Genomic DNA, 19,289 nt, shown 5'->3' with positions numbered 1-19,289 from the left:
CTTAATTGGGCACGTACGGATCTGTGAGGGGCAAGGGGCACAATCCAAGACGGAAAGGCCCCGCCTACTCGACTATTCTGTAGAAAACAGCCCATTAGGCGAAAGAGAGGGAACGAGGGTCCGCTATTTCGCGGCACTGGACACGCAGCCGGAGGATGGAGGCGAAACAAGTCCCTGCAGTTCCCCTCCACGCCCCGAAACTCCGTTTTACGCCTAAATAAGGGAACGGAGTTCCCTCCCGATTATTTCATCGGAAGACGAATAATCACCGTCGTGCCTTCTCCCAACTGGCTGGACAAAGTGAGGCCGTACTGCTCGCCAAAATAGAAGCAGATACGATCATGAACGTTTTTAATCCCGATATGGGCTTCGTCTAACGTGTCGGAAGGCTGGGCGAGCCTGAGTTGCAAGCGCTGCAGCTTTTCCTCGTCCATGCCCACGCCATTGTCCTTAATCATAATGAGCATGTCGTTGCCCGATTTGACGGTAGACACCTCAAGCAAACCGGGCCCTTTTGAACGTTCCAATCCATGTACGATCGCATTCTCGATCAGGGGCTGAAGGGAGAAATGAATCACTTGCAGCCCGGCGCTGTCCTCCGCAAGCCGCTCGGTGTACTGAATTTTATCGCCGAAGCGAAGCTGTTGAATTTTCACATATAACCGGATATGCTCCAGCTCTTCCCGCAGCGTCACCGTCTCTTTGCCGGTCTGAATATGGATGCGGAACAGACGTCCGATCATGCCGACCATTTCACTGATATCCCGCTGTCCGTTGATAATCGCCTTCATTTGAATGGATTCGAGCACATTGGCTAGAAAATGCGGATTAATTTGGCTTTTTAAGGCTCCGAATTGAGCTATTTTTTGCTGCACCTTCGCCGTGGCCGAGCGCTCGATATAGCTCTGTAGATCCTCCACCATTTTGCGGATGCCCTGGTACAAGACGCCGAATTCATCCTGCCGGTCGCTGCTCAAATCGACGTCGAATTTCCCTAGCCCGACCAATTTGACCTGCCTGCTAAGCAGGATGATCGGTTTGGTCACCCGAGCGGACAGGATGAACATGAAGAGTAGCGCTGTGCCAAGGGAGAGGATGGCTAAGGCAAGAACAATTTTGATCAAAATGTTGGCTTGCTTGGTCATTTCCTTCTCGTCGATATATTGAATGACTTTCCAGCCGGAATACGAAGAAGTGACAAAGTTAATATACGAATCAACGCCGGAAAAATTGGCATAGAAGCTGCCGGAATCGTGCTCCAGGACGGATTGAATGGCCCGATCCTTCAGCGTTGCCGATACATTAGACATCGATTGGTTGCGGTCGGAATTGTAAATGATGCCGCCTTTGTCGTCAATGATAAGAAAAGAGCGTTGGCGGTTCTCCGACAGTTTCAAAATTTCCCGCAAGGAATCCAAACGGATGTCGATCAGCATGACGCCAATTGGCTGCTTGCTGCCCACTTTGTTAATGACTCTGGCGATGGAAATGACGGATTCCTTGGCGTTCACTCGATGAAAGGGAAGATGCGCGCCGAATAGCACGATGCCGCCGGCTTTTTGCTGTGTTTGCACATACCAGTCTTCATGCGTAAAATCCTTCACATCGTAATCCGAACGATTGAAATTCGTCGAGTAGAACATTCGTGAGCCTGCGTAAATTTGAACGCTGTCCACGTTCTTGATGGTCATCTCGATGGAACTGATAAAATGCTCGATCGTGTTGCCGTACACAATCATCTGATCGTTGCCGTTGTCTTCGCCGGCTAATGTCCAATGCTCCAGCGCAGTTTGGAGCTGTCCGTCCATTTGCGCATTCAGCGTACCTTTTTCGATGCTCTGCAGGTACTGATCAATGTTGAAGGACAAATTCGTAAGAATTAAGTTGGAGCTGCTTTGGTACTCATTTTTGACGGCCTGTATGGAAAATAAATAGATGATAACCGAAATGATCAATAAGGGTATCGTAATAATCAGGATCATCAGTACGAAAATTTGATGATTGACGTGCTTCATCCGGAATTGCCGGGTCAGCTGTTTCCAGTTCGACATTTAGGACCAACCCCATTTTTTGCGATATTCGGTGGGTGTCATTTGGGCGATGATGCCAAAGGTTTTGACGAAATGTTTGTAGCTCTTGTAGCCGCACATCGTACAGATGTCGGTGATTAAATAGTCGGGCTTTTTTAAGAGCTCCTGAGCGTATGCGATGCGGATTTCCGTAACAAAACGCATGTAATTTTTGTCCAGCTTTCTTTTGAACAGGCGGCTTAAGTAAGAAGGATTGTAGAAGAAGCGGTCGGCTACCATTTGCAGCGTCACGTCTTCGGCAATGTTCTGTTTAATGAAGGAGGCGATGTGTTCAAAAATGAGCACGTCCTGCTGCTGATCAGACAGCGAACCGTCCCGTGATATCGTCGCCAGCTGCACCATCCAATCGCCGAGCCAGTTGAAGAGCGCCTCAAGCGTGGGGAAATCGTCCACGAAGGCAAGACTTAACAATTTGTCGCTGTAGACGCTTTCAAAAGGGATGCTGTGTTTATTGGCAAAATCAAGGCAGAGTCCGATTAATTCCTGCAAAAAGGCAAGCCAGCGCGAGGGCGCAATATGCGGCATATGCTCCAGTTTGTCCTTCGCAAAGCGCTGCAGGAGCTGCTTGAGTTCCCGCTCGTTAGCGCTCTCCAAGCTTTCATAGAGCTGCTTCCTATCCTGATCATTCAATCGTAGGGGAGATGCTTTGGCTGGATATACAGTTTCGCAAGCAGCAGCTGCGAGGAACAGATGGCGGTCAGATTGATAATAACGCGACCACAATGCCTTATCCGTCCCCTGCAGCAAATGGCCGATGTCTGACAGCCTGTCCGTTGATGCCCCGATCGCCATAAAGAAGGTGGTTTGCAGCCTTGCTCCGGCTTGCTTCATAAGGCGCTCTTGCTGTTGAAGCGCGAAATCTTGAGCGGCCTCTGCGAACGGGGTATTCAGCACGGCAATTCCGTATAATTTGGATTTGAACGTGTACGTAAGAAGTTGACGTGGCGCGTCAGGCCGGTACAGCGATGTTACCGCATGATCGATCAGCGTGGCGGACAACTGTTTGATCTCGCTCTTGGCAAGCGGTGCAGCAGCATTCATAGGCATCCACGTAATGACAAAAGGTTGATACCGGCAGCTTTCGCTTTCGTATTCAAAAAGTTGCCGCAGCAGCCCCTCATCGGCCACGGCCTGATCAGGCTCCTCCAGCAGGAGCCGAATCCATTCGCTGCCCTTGAACAGCTTGCTTTCCTGGACCATTTCCGAGTGAGTCTCACGCTTCTTGTGCTTCGCGACGACTTCCTGCATGCAGCTTTGGATCGTTGCCAAACTTTCTTCGTACTCGAGCGGTTTAAGCAAAAAGGCATGTACGCCTCCCAACCGAATAGCTTGCTGCGCATAGGCGAACTCATTAAAACCTGTCAAAATGACAAAAACCGTTTCAGGAAGCCGGGAGCGCAATTGCTCGATCATCTCCAGCCCATCCATCTCCGGCATGCGGATATCTGTAATAATGAGATGGGGCTGTTCCTGCAGCGCTATGTTTAAGCCGTTAATCCCGTTGTCAGCTTCGAAGATAGAAGTGATATGAAGATCCTGCCAGTCAAAATAGTGCTTGAGGCCTGTGCGAATGAGCGGTTCATCCTCGACAATGAGTAGTTTATACATGATATCCCCCGAAAGATTATGGCCTGATCTGTTCTTTTCCTAAATTATATACTAAAATCGCTACAAAACGTGTTTGAAAAAGGTCGAAAAACAAACAGGTCAGAATACGACCATAGAAGTAAAACCAGTGGGATTTTGCCATGGATAGTTATGTTCTATGCTTAGTGCAAGGAATGAAAGCGAACTCATTTGTTCCTAAAACGATAATGGGGGTACTTAGATGAGAGCAATGAAAAAAGGCTTGTTGACAGTTTTAGGCGTCGCGCTGGTAGGATCCCAGCTTGTTGCATGCACCAATAATTCGGCGCAAAGCCAACCGGCGGCATCGCCGGATGCATCGAAGCCTGCAGCGACGCAAGCGGCTGCAAAGCCTGTTGAGATTACTTGGTGGAACTTCCCCAACTTCCAAACGTTGGATGGCGAAGTCGGCAAATACGAGAAACAAATCATTGCGGCATTTAACCAGAAGTATCCCGAAATTAAAGTCAATCTTGAAATGATTACATTCGACGGCGGCCCTCAGAAGCTCAATGTTGCGATTGCCTCCAACACGGCGCCTGACGTCATCTACGATGCTCCCGGACGCATTATCGACTGGGGCAAGAAGAAGCTGCTCGCACCTTTAAACGACATGGTTACCCCTGAAGTAAAGAATGACATCGCTCCGGCTTTCTGGAAGCAATCCACCGTTGGCGATCAAATTGTCATGTATCCGCTGAACACCGGCCCGTTCATGATGGCTGTGAACAAAACGGTGTTTGAGAAAATCGGTGCCGTCGATTTGCTTCCGCTGAACAGACCGGACAGAACGTGGACGGTAGCGGAATACGAAAAAGCGCTGCAGGCTGTCAAAGAGAAGGCGCCGGAAATCATTCCGACCGGCTTCTTCGCGAAAAGTACGGCAGGCGATCAAGGCACTCGCGCTTATTTGGCTAACATGGGCGTTTCCCGCTTCCTGTCCGAGGACAACTCCAAAGTGGCGATTAATACCGAGAATGCCGGTAAAGCGCTGGATTGGGTCGTAAAAGCAACGAAAGACAAAATCAGCGTAGCAGGAGCAGCTTCCCTGGCCGCTTCTGACGTCAACGACTTGTTCTTGCAAGGCAAACTGGCCTTTACCCTGAACTACTCGCCGGTATTGAAAGCGCAAAACGTTGCGAACAAAAAAGTGCCGTTTGACGATATTTTGCTGCCTTTCCCGACGCTGGACGGATCGAAGCCTAAGCTGGAGCCGTTCCTTGGCGGACTTGCCATTTTCAACAACGGCAATGCCGACAAAATTGCGGCTTCCAAGAAATTCATCGATTTCGTTGTGAATGATCCTGTATGGGGCAAAAAGAACGTCATTCAGACCGGCGGTCTATCCGCACGCACGTCCGTAACCGGCTTATATGACGACCCTGAGTATAAATATGCGGATTTGGCGCGTCAATTCATCACAGATCCTCCGACAATCGCAGACGGCTATGCGGAAATCCGCACGTTCTGGTTCCCTGAGCTGCAGCGCGCATTGACAGGCACGGCAACAGGCAAAGAGGCGTTGGACGCTTTTGCGGCCAAAGCTAACGACGCGATTGCCAAGGCTAAAGCGCAAGTTTCAAAATAAGGCGGCAGTTGCCAGGAGGAGCAGCGCAGCAAGCGGCGCTGCTCCTTTCACTAAACATGAGAAATGGGGAAAAGGAAATGGAAGCAACGGTTAGCAAATCGAGAAAAATGGTCCGGCGCGACTGGCTGATGAGCTATCTCTTTTTACTTCCAGCGTTTGGATTTTTTCTGGTTTTTGTCGCATATCCGATGCTAAAAGGAATTTATATCAGTTTTTTCGATTACTCATTAAGAACTTTTGATTATATCGGATTAGATAACTATGTGTCCTTGATGCATAATGAAACATTTCTAAAGTCTATGCGAAATACGATACTGCTGGTCGTTATTGCCGTGCCGATTGTCATCGTATTTTCCATCTTTGTAGCCGTTAATATTTACAAAATGAAGGAGCTTTCCCGATCGTTTTTCCGTGGCGTTTTTTATTTGCCTGCCGTATCCTCGGTTGTCAGCATCACGGTCGTATGGGGCTGGATTTATCACCCCAACTATGGAATTTTAAACTATATCACCGGACTGTTCGGTTTCGAACCGATTTCGTGGCTTGGCGATACAAGAACGGCGCTGCTTGCGATTATTGCCGTTTTGATTACAACATCTGTCGGACAGCCAATCATCCTGTATGTCGCTTCACTAGGCAACATTCCTACCTCATATATCGAAGCTGCGGAAATCGATCGCGCAACGCCTTGGCAAATTTTCATCAAAATCGTGTGGCCTATGCTCATGCCGACGAATCTTTATGTCATTGTTATTACGACGATTAACACCTTTCAGTGTTTCGCTTTAATTCAGCTATTGACCTCAGGCGGTCCGGTTTACAGCACCTCAACCGTCATGTATGGCGTGTATGAGCAAGCATTTCTGCTCGGGCATTTCGGTCTTGCTTCCGCAATGGGCATCATACTAGCGATCGTAATCGGAATCATATCCACGATTCAGTTCAAATATTTTGGCAGCGATGTTGAGTACTAGGAGGTCACCATGACAGCAAATGCACATGTACACGCACACCCCGGCAGTGTCAGTAAACATCGTCATTCCGGCATAAAACGAAAATGGACGCTGACGAAAGTAGTCTCTGCCATTTTGTTGGTTCTTTCTACGATTGTGTTTATATTTCCATTCTATTGGATCATGACCGGCGCGTTCAAAATACAGACGGTTGCCACGGCGATCCCGCCGGAATGGTTCCCGCTGAATCCGACGCTCAGCAATTGGCTGGAATTGTTTAAAAATCCGATCTGGCGTTGGACGCTGAACAGCTTCATCATCTCGGTTGTGGAAATGATTGCGGTTTGTCTCGTTTCCTCGACAGCCGGCTATGTGCTTGCGAAGAAGCTTTTTCCTGGGCGCAAAATTATTTTCACGATGTTCATCGCAGCGATGGCGCTGCCGAAGCAAGTTATTCTCGTTCCGCTTTTTACGATGCTGGCGGATTTCGGGTGGGTGAATACGTATTACGGGCTTATTTTGCCGGCGATCGGTTGGCCGTTCGGCGTATTCCTGATGAAGCAGTTCGCTCAGACGATTCCGGGAGAGTTGATGGAGGCGGCTAAAATGGACGGCTGTTCGGAGATCCGTTTGTTCTCCACCATTATTTTGCCATTGCTTAAGCCCGCTCTGGGGGCGCTTGCTATATTCACATTTATCGCCTCTTGGAACGATTATTTCAGTCAACTGATTATGATCCGCTCGACTACGATGATGACATTGCCGCTTGGTGTGTCTATGATGACGACGCAGAGCGAATTTATGACCAACTACGGCGTTCTTATGGCAGGAGCTGCGCTGGCCTCGGTTCCTATGATTGCCATTTTCCTAGTGTTCCAGAAAGCATTTACGCAAGGGATTACGATGGGAGCTGTAAAAGGTTAAAGAATGGCGTTACATAAATAAGCCTACAAAAACGGAGGTAAATGCAGCATGAAATCCTATAATTTAGATAAGTTTAGAGGGATTACGATTGCGATGTATTCCTGTTACGACGCATCGGGTGAAATTGATGTGGAGGCCGCTCGCCGGTTAGCCAGATATTACGCTGAATCAGGCGTCAATGGCTTGTATGTAGGCGGCAGCTCCGGCGAAGGGATGCTCCAGTCTGTGACAGAGCGCAAACGTATGCTGGAGGCCGTTATCAGCGAAGTTGGCGATGAGCTGACGATCATCGCCCATGTCGGCGCTCCTGCCACACGTGACAGCGTTGAGCTTGCCATTCATGCGGAGAACGTCGGGGCGCATGCGGTTTCAGCCGTCCCGGCGATCTATTACCGTTTGCCGGCGCCAAGCGTAGAGGCGCATTGGCAGGCCATTATCGACAGTACGGATTTGCCTTTCATCATCTACCATATTCCGCAAACGACGGGATTTCAGCTGTCCGTGAGCTTGCTGTGCAAAATGGCGGCTCAAGAGAAAGTCATCGGCGTCAAAATATCCGCCGAGAGCACGTTCGAGCTTCAGCAGTTCAAAGCGGCCGGAGGCACAGATTTTCTCGTCTTAAACGGGCCGGACGAACAGTATTTGGCCGGAAGAAGCATTGGCGCGGACGGCGGGATCGGCGGTACCTACGGGGTCATGCCGGAGCTCTTTCTCCGCATAGAGAGCTGTTACGCGCAAGGGCTGATAGCCGAGGCACAGAAATGGCAGTTTATTGTGAATGAATTGATCGTGGACTTATTATCATTCCCGTCTTTATATGGCGCTTGCAAAGCGATTTTGAAGCTGCGCGGTTATGACACGGGCGAACCGAGATTGCCGCTGCTGCCGGTCGCCGAAAAGGATTTATCGCGTATTCATGCATTGAACGAGCGAATTCTAAGCTTTGCTGCGCAAGCGAAAGGAGCCGGGCTGTGATGCAGCGATCAGGCGATCTATTTCGCAGGAGAGGGCTGATCGTATCTTGCCAGGCGCTTCCTCACGAGCCTCTGCGAGGCGGAGATACGATGGCCAAAATGGCCAGAGCCGCCGTGGAAGCCGGTGCGGTCGGCATCCGGACGAACGGCGTAGCGGACATTCTGGCCATTAAGCAGGAAGTATCCGTGCCGGTCATCGGACTTATCAAACGCGATATCGCAGGCTCGGAGATTTTCATAACGCCAACGATGAACGAAGTGACTGCAATTGTTTTGGCCGGCGCAGACGTCGTAGCGCTTGACGTGACGGATCGCGAGGACCGTCTGGAGGCCGTCCAGCCATTGATTGCCCTCGCGCATAAGATGGGCGCAGCGGTCATGGCGGACATTTCCACGCTGGAAGAGGGAATGGCCGCAGAGCGGCTCGGTGTGGATTTCATCGGCACCACGCTCTCGGGGTATACCTCCTACAGCCGGCAATCTCATGAGCCGGATTTTGAGCTGCTGCGGCAGCTGAGCAGGGCCGTCAAGGTCCCGGTTGTCGCAGAAGGGCGTATCTGGACGCCCGAAGAGGCGGCGAAAGCGCTGGATTACGGAGCGGCCAATGTCGTAGTCGGCAGCGCGATTACCCGGCCGCAATTGATTGCGGCCCGATACATCAAGGCGATGAGCTAGGGCGGGGAGGATTCCATGAAGTCAGCGATATTTGATCCCGATTCGGATTATGCAATCGGTGTCGACATCGGCGGCACGAAAATGAACGCCGGCGTTGTCAGCTCATGCGGGGACGTCTTGCATACGGTCAGTTTGGCTACGATGGCCGGGCAAGTGAACACCGCGAATCGCGTCACACAGACGATTCAGAAGCTGCTCTCAGAGGTTGAGGCGGTCAACCCTGATATGCGTTACAAAGGAATTGGCGTCGGCAGCGCAGGACAAATCGATTGGTCGGCCGGGCAAGTGCGGTCCGCCTCCGAGCTGCTCCCGGGCTATGCCGGGACGCCGCTGCAGGCGCTGCTGCAGGCGCAGTTTCAGATGCCTGTCACAGTCGATAATGACGTGAATGTCTTGGCTCTGACGGAGAAACACCTTGGCGCAGGCAAAGGGGTTAAGCATTTCCTGTGCGTAGCGCTGGGCACCGGCGTAGGCGGAGCCGTTGTCGTTGATGGGCAGCTCGTACACGGCTGCTGGGGCGCAGGCGGGGAGCTAGGCCATCTTTCGGTGGACTGGCGGGGAACTCCCTGCCTATGCGGGGGCAGAGGCTGCCTGGAGCAATATGCGTCGGGCACCAACATTGCCCGAAGAATGGCCGAGAGGCTGGCTGCAGCGGGGATGGCTCCTGTAACTATCGACTCGCGGGAAGTGTTCTCGCGCTGGCAGTCTGGCGACAGGTTGGCTGCCGAAGTCATGGAGGAAACGATCGCAGCACTGGGTACGGCGATGGCGTCGCTTGTTCATATTTTTAATCCTGAACTGATTATTATTGGCGGCGGTGTGGCCGAGGCGGGCGATGAATTCCTGGAGGGCATCAGGAAAGAAATGGCTGCCAGGACTATGCCTTCCATGCATGATGGCGTCAGGATTGAGAAGGCCTATCGCGGGAACTGGAGCGGGATGATTGGCGCTGCATTGCAGGTATGGGAGTATGCAAGGTGAAATAGCAAGAGGCTGCCTTGAGTAGATGATTCTACTTGAAGGCGGCCTCTTGCGTTTATGGATAAGGGGAAAATTCCCTCTATTGGGACTGTGGGAGTTTGTAATATCCAATTAACTGGAAAAACTCCCTCTATTTGCGCCGATTCCATGAGAATTCTCAGAATGGGGTCACATTAACGGGAGTTTTCCTTTTATTTCCTTGCGAGGCTATCTTTCGAGCGATTTAAAGGGAGATTTTCCAGTTATCTTACTCCGCCTTCTTGGTAGGAACCCCTTCGTTCCGCTTATGCATGTGCAAACTGTTTAATCTCAAGTTTGGTCGTCGTTAAATATGTAAGCTCCGGCGTTGCGAACTGCTCAGCTAACTGCCGAAGGCGCATATAGATCGTCCGTAAAATGACGCAATCCATCTGTGTAATCAGGCATCGATTCGCGATAAAATCGTGCATGCTCACTTTAATCAGATCGTCGCTTGCCCGCAGATCGACTGTCTTTTGTTTCGTTGGATGGCCGCAATTGACGACATATTTGGTTTGTTCCAATGCGGATTGATACAATTCGGCGCATCTTCTGGAGATGCGGACTTGTCTTTTTGCCCCATAGGCATCCGTGACCGTGAGCAAGCATTTTTTTGAATCTAAGGCGCTCTTTTTCAAATAAACAATTTCATGAGATTCGATGCCCTCGGCGAGCAGGCGGATAATGATAGCGTCTTGCGGATTCGTACAACCGGCTTCGATACGTTCAATTTTCTCTAGAGTAAGAATTTGAAATCAACTTCCCTTCCCATAGTAAGTCATGATTTTCTGTAAAAGTTTCATGTGGCTTTCAGTGATGAGCAACCATATATCCTATGTGGGGAAGGGGGAGGATTATGACAAATTACAAAAATAATAAATTTCTTAAAAACAAGCGGGCAAAGCCCAATCCATGATGAATTGGGATGATAACTTTATGGATGAGGGTGAGAGGAGGGAGAGCGTCGTGGTGAGCAATATCAACTTGTCGCAATAACAGCTTTTAATTGTTTGGCAAACTCTTTGGATGCGATGGACTGGTGCCGGTTCTTTATTCGTATGGAGCAGAAGGACACTTCCATGTCTTCTCCGGTAATGTCGAGCGCCACTGTGCTGCCTGTGAGGATGTAGGGGTCATATTTCAAGCCGAGCTCTGTGTAAAAGCCAATCGCGATGCCTTCGGCGATCATGCGTTTTGCCGCCTCCGAATTTCCCAGCTTGAACAAAATATTAGGCTCTCCGTGCTTTCTTAACTTCTCAATCAAGTAATCGGAATTTAGAAGGATGGGCTGGTTCACCAGTTCCATGGTGGAGATGGTTGTCCGGTGAGCGAAGGGAGAATTTTTGCCTACGCAGGCCATGACTCTGTTGTCCATTAGCTTTTCTACGGCCAGCTGATGATTCGGCTCTTCATGGTGCTTTGGCACAGCGATTAAGCCCATATCAACGTTTCCGGAAAGCACTTCCTGTTTAATTTGCTCATAATCAAGCTCCAGCATTTCGAGCTCTACTAATGGGTGTTTTTCTTTGAAAATCGCTAACGTTGCGGGGAGCACGCTCAAACACAAGCTTGGCACAGAAGCAATGGAGAGGAGCCCGGAAAGCTCCCTGGCATGATGGCCGACGGATTCCCGGAGTTCCTCTACTTTGCTAATAATTTCTTCAGCTTTGCTGATGATCCTCTTGCCTTCTTCAGTCGGTACGGCGCCAAAGCGCGAACGGTTAAAAAGCTTGACACCAAGCTCTTCCTCCAGCGAGACGATGGCTTGGGAGATGTTCGGTTGGGAAACGTGCAGCTTTTCGGCTGCCAAGGAAATAGACCCTGCTTGGTTGATCTCGATCACATACAGCAGTTGTTCGATCCGCATAGTTCACCCTGCCCTTGAAGGATAGATATACTGGTGTAAATATATCCCAATACCTTAGGGGAAGGCAATGATAGCGAAGGCCTATTTTAGCAGGACGAGACTTCCGCGTTCAGTTTGCTGCTCTCGCGAATTTGTGCGTTAACAACGAAGCGGGAAAGCACTACGCTGATTTCATATAATGCAAACAAAGGCACGGCGACCATCAGATGAGAAATAAGGTCAGGCGGCGATATGAGGCTGGCTGTGATGACGAGCAAGAGATAGGCGTACCTGCGAAATTTGTGCAGCAGCTTCGGGTTCAGCAACTTGATGCGGGTCAGAAACATCACGACGATTGGCAATTCGAAAGCGATGGATAACGGCAGCACGATGTTTAGCATAAAGCCGAAATATTGGGCAACCCCGTAGGTCTGGGTCAATCCAAGATTGTCCGTGATGCGAATCGTGAAGGCCATGCACATGGGGAAGACGACAAAGTAGGCAAAGGAAAGCCCGATCGTAAAACAAAGGAAAGTATAGGGAATATAGCGGAGTGTGGCGCTTTGTTCTTCTTTGGTAAGACCTTCTTTTACGAACCCCCATGCCTGAAAAAGGATAAAAGGCAGCGTAATCGTAAGTGAAATCACGAACGCAATCATCATATAGATGCGAATGCCATCCATAGGAGAGAACACGTGCCAGCTCATGGTAGACGCAGGAGGTGTTTCTTTGAAGTACAGGAGAATTTTCTGGGCTGCGAAAAAGCCGCCGATCATCGTCAGAACAAGAACGATCAAGACCCGAATGATGCGGGTACGGAGCTCGGACAAATGATCCATCAGTAGCATCGTTTCTTTGATTTGCATAGACGCCGCCTCCAACTCTTTGTTTTGCTTACGAACCTGCCAGCATGCGCTTGAGCTCGACGGTGTGGAAGCCGTTTGTCATTTTGGTATGTATATCCATAATCATTTCAATATCCTCGAAGGAATATTTGCGAACGCCCCCTTTGCTTCTCTCCGGAAAAATGAGTTTCCTATCCTCGTAGTAGCGAATTTGCCTTTCCGATAATCCGGTTAATTCACTAACGACACCGATTTGAATTACTTTTTTTTGCGTCATCTTCGTCATCAACATCATGATTATCCAACCTCCAATTAATGTTAGTTAAATTAACATGTACGTGACGTTAACATAAGTAAACTCTATCATATCCAGCAAAAACGGATCAAATAATCCATTTTTATCTGGGTATAAGTAAAAATTATGTAATGTTATCTTACATAAAATAATGACGTAACCGTTTGCCATTGATATGTTTAATGTGCGGTTTATCCAAACATGAACGAGGAGATGGGAGCATGGAGAAGACACCGATCAAAGAAGAGCACATTACGCGCAGACAATTTTTGACTACAGTCGGAAAGGTAGGAGGTTCAGCCGCACTTTTCAGCGTGATGGGAACGTTAGGTTTGTTATCCCCGGAGACGATGAAAGCGGCCGATTATACGCCCCCTTCAGGTTGGGATCTGACATCGACGAATCGCAACGGCAAGAAAGTCATCATTCTCGGCGGAGGGATAGCCGGTTTAACGGCTGCCTATGAACTCGGAAATGCGGGGTATCAATGCACCATTTTAGAAGCTAGAGCTCGAGTTGGCGGTAGAGCGTGGTCGGTCCGCAGAGGAACGGCGGTTGCGGAGGTAGGGGGAACGAAGCAAGTGGCCCGTTTCGATAATGGCATGTATTTTAACGCCGGGCCGATGCGTATCCCGCAATTTCACGTAACGCTGGACTATGCCCGCAAATTTGGCGTTGCCATCGAGCCTTTTAACAATGTGAACGAAAGCGGGTACTACTATAACGAGAATGTCGGCGAGCTGTCAGGCGTGAAAATTCCGAAGCGCCAAGCGAAAGCGGACGTTAAAGGCTATGTGGCCGAAATGCTGGCTAAAGCCGTGAATCAAAAGGCGCTGGACCTCCCGCTAACGACGGAAGAAAAAGCGAAGCTCGTCACTTATTTGAAAGCCGAAGGGGATTTGAGTGCGGATCTGTTCTATAAAGGCTCGGAGCGGGCCGGATATAACGAGGAGCCGGGGGGCAAATTTGACGCAGGCGTTCGGAGGGATCCATTCAGCTTAAAAGCCATCATCAACTCTGGTTTCGGGCAATTTTTTAGCAGCGAATATTCGTATGATCAGCAAATGATGATGTTCCACCCGGTTGGGGGGATGGATATGATCGCGAAAGCTTTTGAGAAGCGTGTCGGCGATAAAATTGAGTTCCATGCCGAGGTTCAAGAAATTAAACAGTCATCGGAAGGCGTGCGCATTCTGTACAAAGATTTGAACACGGGCGCAAGCAAAGAAGTTACAGGAGACTTCTGCATCTGTACCATTCCTCTCCCTGTTCTTAAAGATATTAAGGCTGATTTCTCCGCGGAAATGTCGACGGCCATCGCCAAAATCGCTTATGCCTCTGCGGGTAAAATCGGTCTCCAATTCAAGCGCCGGTTCTGGGAGGAAGATGAGCAAATTTACGGAGGCAGCACGCTGACGAATATGGATATCTCCAGTATTTATTACCCGCCGACCGATTATTTTGCCAAGAAGGGCCTGCTCTTAGGCTACTACGCCTTCGGTGGCAACGCCGACAAGCTTGGTAAAATGACGCCTGCCCAAAGGGAGGATTACGCTCTAAGCCAAGGGGCGAAGATTCATCCGCAATATCACAAAGAATTCGAAGCCTCCTTCTCCGTCGACTGGAAGCGGATCAAGTACAATCTTGGCGGATGGGCTTCGTATACGGCGGATGACCGTAAAAACTATTATCCGACCTTATGCAAGCCGGATGGCCGCATTTACTTGGCCGGGGAGCATATCAGCTATATTACCGCTTGGCAGGCAGGAGCTATTGAATCGGCAAGAAAAGTGGTCACCGAGATTCATGAGCGCGTCATGAAAGAGTAGACGAAGAGGAGCGATGAACGATGATCTTAACTAAAAAAGTGAAAACGATAGCTGCTGCTGCGATAGGTTCATGCCTCATCTGTGTCAGCGCTTATGCGGCAGGAGCCGAAAAGACGAACAAATATGCATCGGAGCCGATCCATGAGGTTGAGTTCTACGGCAATCCGGCCTCCTCGATCTCGGCAGGCGTGTCCGTTCCATCGGGATCCTCGTATTTATTCACAAGCGGAACCGTACCGCCGGTTCTTAATAAAGAGGGCAAAACGGTTTATGAGCGGTATGGGGATACCAAGACGCAAGGCATCGGTATTTTAAAGGAAATTGAGAAGCAGTTAAAGGACAAGGGATTGTCGCTGGCCGATGTGACTTATTTGCGCGTATATGTAACAGCCGATGCAGCCAAAGACAATAAGTTCGACTATCAAGGCTGGTTTGATGCTTATGCGCAATTTTTCGGCACGGAAGCGAATCCTGTTAAACCGGCGCGTTCCACGGTTGGCGTAGCGGGCCTCGTCAGTTCAGACTGGCTCATCGAAATCGAAGCTGTAGCGGTATATCCGAAGCATCATAACCAAGACTAATGAAACGGAGTTGATGATTTTATGCTGCAAAATATTGGATTCCCAGGTCTCATGTTAATCTTAGTCGTTGTGCTGGTGCTCTTCGGCCCATCCAAGCTTCCGGAGCTTGGCCGGGCTGTCGGCCGCACGCTGCACGAATTCAAGAGCTCGGCCAGGGAACTGGTTTCCGACGGCAAAGAATCGGCGGACCATATCGAGCCGGATGATAAACGGCTGGATAAGGCGAAAGCTTAATTTGGAGCATGAATAACCAAAACCTGTACCTGCGATTCCGTTTGTGAGGAGCGCAGCTTACGGGTTTTTTCTATTTTTTTAGACGGACGGAAGGGGGGAGGGAGCCTATAAAAAACACTGCCACGCCTTGCTTTAACACAATTATTTGACAGAAGGATGTGGTATAGTGTGCTCACGAATTATACTGCCATTTCATTCCATTCATTGGAGGGATCGCGATTGAAGCTAAGCACGAATGTCGACGTTAGAAAGGAACCTTATCATCTGAACCATTGCAAGTCCAGCCCTAAGCACACTTGGGAGATTCATCATGCTCACCCAAGCATGGAATTTTTGTATGTCTATGAAGGTGAGGGTCGTATTGAGGTCAATAAGCAGGTGTTTGCCGTTGAGCCCGGCACGCTGATTCTGTTTCAGCCCTTTCAATTGCACCGGATTCATATGAAGGGGCCTTTCGTCCGTACCGTACTCATGTTTGATCCCTACAAGCTGGACGCTGCGCTGCAGGCTTTCAGCGGAATTCGCAGCCGGTTTAACATGCTCTGGAAGCAGCCTTTGCAATGTCAAGCCTTAGCGAAGCAGCAGCATGTGGAAGCATTATTCGAGCGTTTGCATCAGAAATTGACGCGCATTCCCGTTCATAAACAGCACGAAGAGTTCGTTTTATGTTTATTGGCTATTATTCAAGGGCTTGAACCGTATGAAAAAGCGTTCTATAGCGGGTTCGAAGACAAGCTGAAAACGCGATATTCCCACACCGCTGTGCAGATGATCGACTGGATTGAGCTGCACTTTAAAGAAAAATTTGACTTGAACCGGATGTCGGAGGATTTGCATCTGTCGACATACTATTTGTCTCATACATTTCGACAATCCATGGGCAGCTCCATTACGGAATTTATCGTGGCGCGAAGGTTGAAGGAAGCTTGTTACCTGCTTGAAACAACAAACAAAACGGCCAGCTTCATCGCGCAGGAGGTCGGCTTTCTAAATGCTTCTTATTTCTGCAGGGTATTCAAAACGGTGCTCGGCATGACCCCGAAAATGTATCGTCTACAGCTGTAAAGACAGCAATACAGTGCAACTTCCTGGCAATAGAGGGACACATAGCAAAATGGCCATCCTATATACTTTATATTGTAAGCGTTGCCAAATTTGTGGCGAAGTGTGTAGAAAAGGAGGGGTGTGCGAATCTGATAACTGTTGATCTGCCGGGCAACGGCAACCAATTCTACTTTTTGGAGGAATGATTGTATGGTGAAAAGGCTTCAAAAAAGTGCGGGGAAGGCGTGGGCCGCGGCACTGCTTTCATCCTTGCTGATGATGGCGCTGCCGGCTGTGGCGGGTGCGGCAACCTCGACGCTTAGTCCGAGTGACGACACTTATGTTCATCAAAGTAATGCGGATTCCAATTACGGAACGGCGACCTCTTTGTATGTCAAAAATGATGAAAGCGCTTCCCGCTATGCGTATCTGAAATTTAATCTAAACGGCTTGAGCGGTGTAACAAGCGCTAAATTGCGTGTTTACGGCAGTGCGTCTTCGACGACCGTGCTTTCCGCGTACCAAACGGCGGACAATTGGACGCAGTCAACGCTTACTTGGAATAATAGGCCGTCTGTAGGCAGCTCGGCTGGCAGCGTTTCGATCAATACGACTGACACGTATAACGAAATCGATGTGACTTCTTATGTAGCGGCGCAAGCATCAGGGGATGGCGTTGTTTCTTTCGCGCTTCAGGAGAGCGTCGGCAAGTACACAACGCTTAACAGCAGTGAAAATGCCTCCAATAAACCGCAGCTTGTCGTCGTTAGCGGCGGGGGAACAGGCGGAGATACCCAAGCGCCGACAGCCCCGTCGGGATTGACGGGCACAGCGGCATCTTCCTCGCAAATCAATTTAAGCTGGAACGCATCTACCGACAATGTAGGCGTGACGGGCTATGATGTGTACCGCAACGGGGCATTGCTGAAAAGTGTGAGCGGCACCTCGACCAGCGATACCGGATTGAGCGCATCGACAACTTACAGCTATTATGTCAAAGCTAAGGATGCAGCCGGAAATGTTTCTGCGCAGAGCAGCACGATTAATGCCACAACGAATGCGGGAACATCTCCGTCAAGCTGTACGAATGCATTGAATACGACAGCGGCTATCCAAAATGCAATGAAGAACGCCACCGCAGGCACCATCATTTCCATTGCGCCGGGTACATACACAGGCGATCGATCGACGAGCGGCGACCCGGGCGGGCAAGGCTTGTTCTTCTCTGATAAAAACGGGACATCCGCGAACCCGATCGTTTTGAAAAGCTGCGATGCCGCGAATCCCGCCATTCTCAAAGGCGTGAATGTGAACGATGGCTCGTATGGCATTCATCTGACAGGCGATTACTGGCAAATTCGCGATCTTGCAATCACGAATGCGCAAAAAGGAATCATCATCGACAACGGCAACCGCAATTTGCTGAACAATATCGAGGTTCATAACGTCGGAGACGAAGGCGTGCATTTCCGTGACGGCAGCTCCTACAACACCTTGGAGTATTCCTTAATCTACGACACAGGTAAGTATCAGGCAGGCTACGGAGAGGGTGCGTATGTAGGCTCTGATTCCAGCTCGAATTATGAGCATGTCGTGACAGGCAATATAATTTCGCACACGAATTTTAACGGTGGCATTACCGCCGAACACATTGACGTTAAAGAAGGCGCGAGCGGAACGATTATTGAGTATTGCACATTTAACGGGACCGGAATCAGCGGAGAGAACAGCGCCGACAGCTTTATCGACATCAAAGGCGTAAATACAATTGTGCGCTATAATCAAGGCTACCGGAACGGCAACTCGAACATCCTAGACGCGTTCCAAGTTCGGACTCACGGCACCGACTATGCAACGGGAACGAACAATGCTTTTAACAATAACACTGTCAATTTGGATAACTCTGCGGGTTACGTTGTTTTTGCGACAAGCGCTGCAACCGGCACGACGGCAAAGAACGATACCCGTACGGGCGGAGGCAATTTGTATAACGCCAATGTCAATAAATAGCGTGGAAGTGGGGGCCCCTGGTTTGGGGCTTCTTTTGTGGCTTTTGTGTGCCCAGCTAAGCACGCATTTTCTAACCGGAGTATGAACAGGCATACTATGTAAAAGAAAGATGTGATTGACGGACTCTCGAAGAAGCTGACGTTCCTAATCCGACATCATGAAAATGCATGGCGTCTAGTTGGCTCGACAGCATATCTGACCTATACCCGTGAAAGTCATTGGTGCTCTGAAATGTTAATAGCATTCTGTCGGAGTACCTTACGAGTTTAGAGAAAGACCACAGTGATAAGTCGGTCGCTCTTCAGAAAAAGGTGTGGGGATTTAATATGCCCGCACCTTTTTTGTGCTAATGAATTTAAATAGGTTTATTGACTCATTTCCTTTTCATCGTTATAAGTCGTGACAAGATTATTTTTTCTAAGGCCCTGTCCCTGATTTATTGAAAGTCCATCCAAAATTTGATTGTGAAACATAGATATAACTTGAGCTTAGATCACCAGCATAGAACAGGTATCCATCGGAACCCTTATTACCTTGATTCACCAATTCAGTTGTAAAAGCAAGTAATGGATGCCCAGTAAATAAAATGTGTTTTCTTACGGCAATATTTGCGGTAGGAGAAGGCAAAAAGATAAATAGCAAAACTAATCCTAAAATTGTTACAAAAATTACTCGGCTTTTTTTGCGCATCATTATCAACTCCATTCTTAAAGTTTTGAAAGAAAATACGATTAACAAAAGGATAAATGTAATGATCATTTAACTGACGTTAAACA

The 19,289-nt window shown here is 49.2% G+C and carries 19 protein-coding genes; 12 read left to right on the top strand and 7 right to left on the bottom strand.

All coding sequences use genetic code 11. From position 1 onward, the window contains the following. Positions 1-217 (top strand): hypothetical protein (locus AC3WRW_RS30910; protein WP_492550049.1); only part of this gene is annotated, 217 nt, incomplete at its 5' end. A 25-nt stretch (positions 218-242) separates the two neighbouring features. Here AC3WRW_RS30910 and AC3WRW_RS30905 read toward each other — a convergent pair. Together AC3WRW_RS30905 and AC3WRW_RS30900 are read right to left on the bottom strand one after the other, a co-directional pair. Beyond that, positions 243-2,051, bottom strand: coding sequence for a cache domain-containing sensor histidine kinase (locus AC3WRW_RS30905; RefSeq protein WP_492550048.1), 1,809 nt, complete (start codon positions 2,049-2,051; stop codon positions 243-245). Next, positions 2,052-3,698 (bottom strand): response regulator, encoded by a 1,647-nt coding sequence (locus AC3WRW_RS30900; protein ID WP_492550047.1) that lies wholly within the window; start codon positions 3,696-3,698, stop codon positions 2,052-2,054. A gap of 220 nt (positions 3,699-3,918) precedes the next feature. Here AC3WRW_RS30900 and AC3WRW_RS30895 point away from each other — a divergent pair, with 220 nt between their 5' ends. The 6 genes from AC3WRW_RS30895 to AC3WRW_RS30870 are packed head-to-tail and all read left to right on the top strand — an operon-like array spanning position 3,919 to position 9,811. Continuing rightward, positions 3,919-5,304 carry an ABC transporter substrate-binding protein gene (locus AC3WRW_RS30895; protein ID WP_492550046.1) on the top strand — a complete coding sequence of 462 codons (1,386 nt, stop codon included), beginning with the start codon at positions 3,919-3,921 and terminating at the stop codon, positions 5,302-5,304. Between the two features lie 56 nt (positions 5,305-5,360). After that, positions 5,361-6,278, top strand: coding sequence for a carbohydrate ABC transporter permease (locus AC3WRW_RS30890; RefSeq protein WP_492550045.1), 918 nt, complete (start codon positions 5,361-5,363; stop codon positions 6,276-6,278). Positions 6,279-6,287: 9 nt separating this feature from the next. Beyond that, the gene (locus tag AC3WRW_RS30885; protein ID WP_492550044.1) at positions 6,288-7,181 is read left to right on the top strand and encodes a carbohydrate ABC transporter permease; all 894 of its coding nucleotides are present in this window, start codon (positions 6,288-6,290) and stop codon (positions 7,179-7,181) included. A 48-nt stretch (positions 7,182-7,229) separates the two neighbouring features. After that, positions 7,230-8,156, top strand: coding sequence for a dihydrodipicolinate synthase family protein (locus AC3WRW_RS30880; RefSeq protein WP_492550043.1), 927 nt, complete (start codon positions 7,230-7,232; stop codon positions 8,154-8,156). Next, complete coding sequence (locus tag AC3WRW_RS30875) at positions 8,156-8,830, top strand: N-acetylmannosamine-6-phosphate 2-epimerase (RefSeq protein ID WP_492550052.1); 675 nt, start codon at positions 8,156-8,158, stop codon at positions 8,828-8,830. Before AC3WRW_RS30880 ends, AC3WRW_RS30875 begins: the two co-directional genes overlap by 1 nt. Before the next feature lie 15 nt (positions 8,831-8,845). After that, complete coding sequence (locus AC3WRW_RS30870) at positions 8,846-9,811, top strand: ROK family protein (RefSeq protein WP_492550042.1); 966 nt, start codon at positions 8,846-8,848, stop codon at positions 9,809-9,811. A 284-nt stretch (positions 9,812-10,095) separates the two neighbouring features. Here AC3WRW_RS30870 and AC3WRW_RS30865 read toward each other — a convergent pair whose 3' ends face one another. The 4 genes from AC3WRW_RS30865 to AC3WRW_RS30850 all read right to left on the bottom strand — a co-directional run bounded on the left by AC3WRW_RS30865 (position 10,096) and on the right by AC3WRW_RS30850 (position 12,806). Then, positions 10,096-10,515 carry a phage lytic cycle repressor MrpR family protein gene (locus AC3WRW_RS30865; RefSeq protein ID WP_492550051.1) on the bottom strand — a complete coding sequence of 140 codons (420 nt, stop codon included), beginning with the start codon at positions 10,513-10,515 and terminating at the stop codon, positions 10,096-10,098. Positions 10,516-10,808: 293 nt separating this feature from the next. Then, positions 10,809-11,696 carry a LysR family transcriptional regulator gene (locus tag AC3WRW_RS30860; RefSeq protein ID WP_492550041.1) on the bottom strand — a complete coding sequence of 296 codons (888 nt, stop codon included), beginning with the start codon at positions 11,694-11,696 and terminating at the stop codon, positions 10,809-10,811. A gap of 86 nt (positions 11,697-11,782) precedes the next feature. Further along, positions 11,783-12,541: a twin-arginine translocase subunit TatC gene (tatC, locus tag AC3WRW_RS30855; RefSeq protein WP_492550040.1), complete on the bottom strand. Its 759-nt coding sequence runs from the start codon at positions 12,539-12,541 to the stop codon at positions 11,783-11,785. A gap of 28 nt (positions 12,542-12,569) precedes the next feature. Then, positions 12,570-12,806 carry a MerR family transcriptional regulator gene (locus AC3WRW_RS30850; RefSeq protein WP_492550050.1) on the bottom strand — a complete coding sequence of 79 codons (237 nt, stop codon included), beginning with the start codon at positions 12,804-12,806 and terminating at the stop codon, positions 12,570-12,572. A gap of 230 nt (positions 12,807-13,036) precedes the next feature. Between AC3WRW_RS30850 and AC3WRW_RS30845 the strand changes: the two genes are divergently transcribed. The 5 genes from AC3WRW_RS30845 (at position 13,037) to AC3WRW_RS30825 (ending at position 18,513) form a co-directional block, all read left to right on the top strand. Then, the gene (locus AC3WRW_RS30845; RefSeq protein ID WP_492550039.1) at positions 13,037-14,644 is read left to right on the top strand and encodes a flavin monoamine oxidase family protein; all 1,608 of its coding nucleotides are present in this window, start codon (positions 13,037-13,039) and stop codon (positions 14,642-14,644) included. A gap of 20 nt (positions 14,645-14,664) precedes the next feature. Then, the gene (locus AC3WRW_RS30840; protein WP_492550038.1) at positions 14,665-15,225 is read left to right on the top strand and encodes a RidA family protein; all 561 of its coding nucleotides are present in this window, start codon (positions 14,665-14,667) and stop codon (positions 15,223-15,225) included. Between the two features lie 21 nt (positions 15,226-15,246). After that, on the top strand, positions 15,247-15,459 hold the full coding sequence (gene tatA / locus AC3WRW_RS30835) for a twin-arginine translocase TatA/TatE family subunit (RefSeq protein ID WP_167063262.1): 213 nt from the start codon (positions 15,247-15,249) through the stop codon (positions 15,457-15,459). Positions 15,460-15,678: 219 nt separating this feature from the next. After that, on the top strand, positions 15,679-16,524 hold the full coding sequence (locus AC3WRW_RS30830) for an AraC family transcriptional regulator (protein WP_492550037.1): 846 nt from the start codon (positions 15,679-15,681) through the stop codon (positions 16,522-16,524). A 189-nt stretch (positions 16,525-16,713) separates the two neighbouring features. After that, positions 16,714-18,513, top strand: a complete 1,800-nt coding sequence (locus AC3WRW_RS30825; RefSeq protein WP_492550036.1) for a CBM96 family carbohydrate-binding protein — start codon at positions 16,714-16,716, stop codon at positions 18,511-18,513. Between the two features lie 417 nt (positions 18,514-18,930). Here AC3WRW_RS30825 and AC3WRW_RS30820 read toward each other — a convergent pair whose 3' ends face one another. Next, on the bottom strand, positions 18,931-19,203 hold the full coding sequence (locus tag AC3WRW_RS30820) for a YjcN family protein (protein ID WP_492550035.1): 273 nt from the start codon (positions 19,201-19,203) through the stop codon (positions 18,931-18,933). Positions 19,204-19,289 lie beyond the last annotated feature (86 nt).

The sequence above is a fragment of the Paenibacillus sp. FW126-R14 genome (assembly GCF_058789495.1).
The sequence above is the reverse complement of the archived record's forward strand: the minus strand, read 5'-3'. Positions and strand labels throughout refer to the sequence as shown.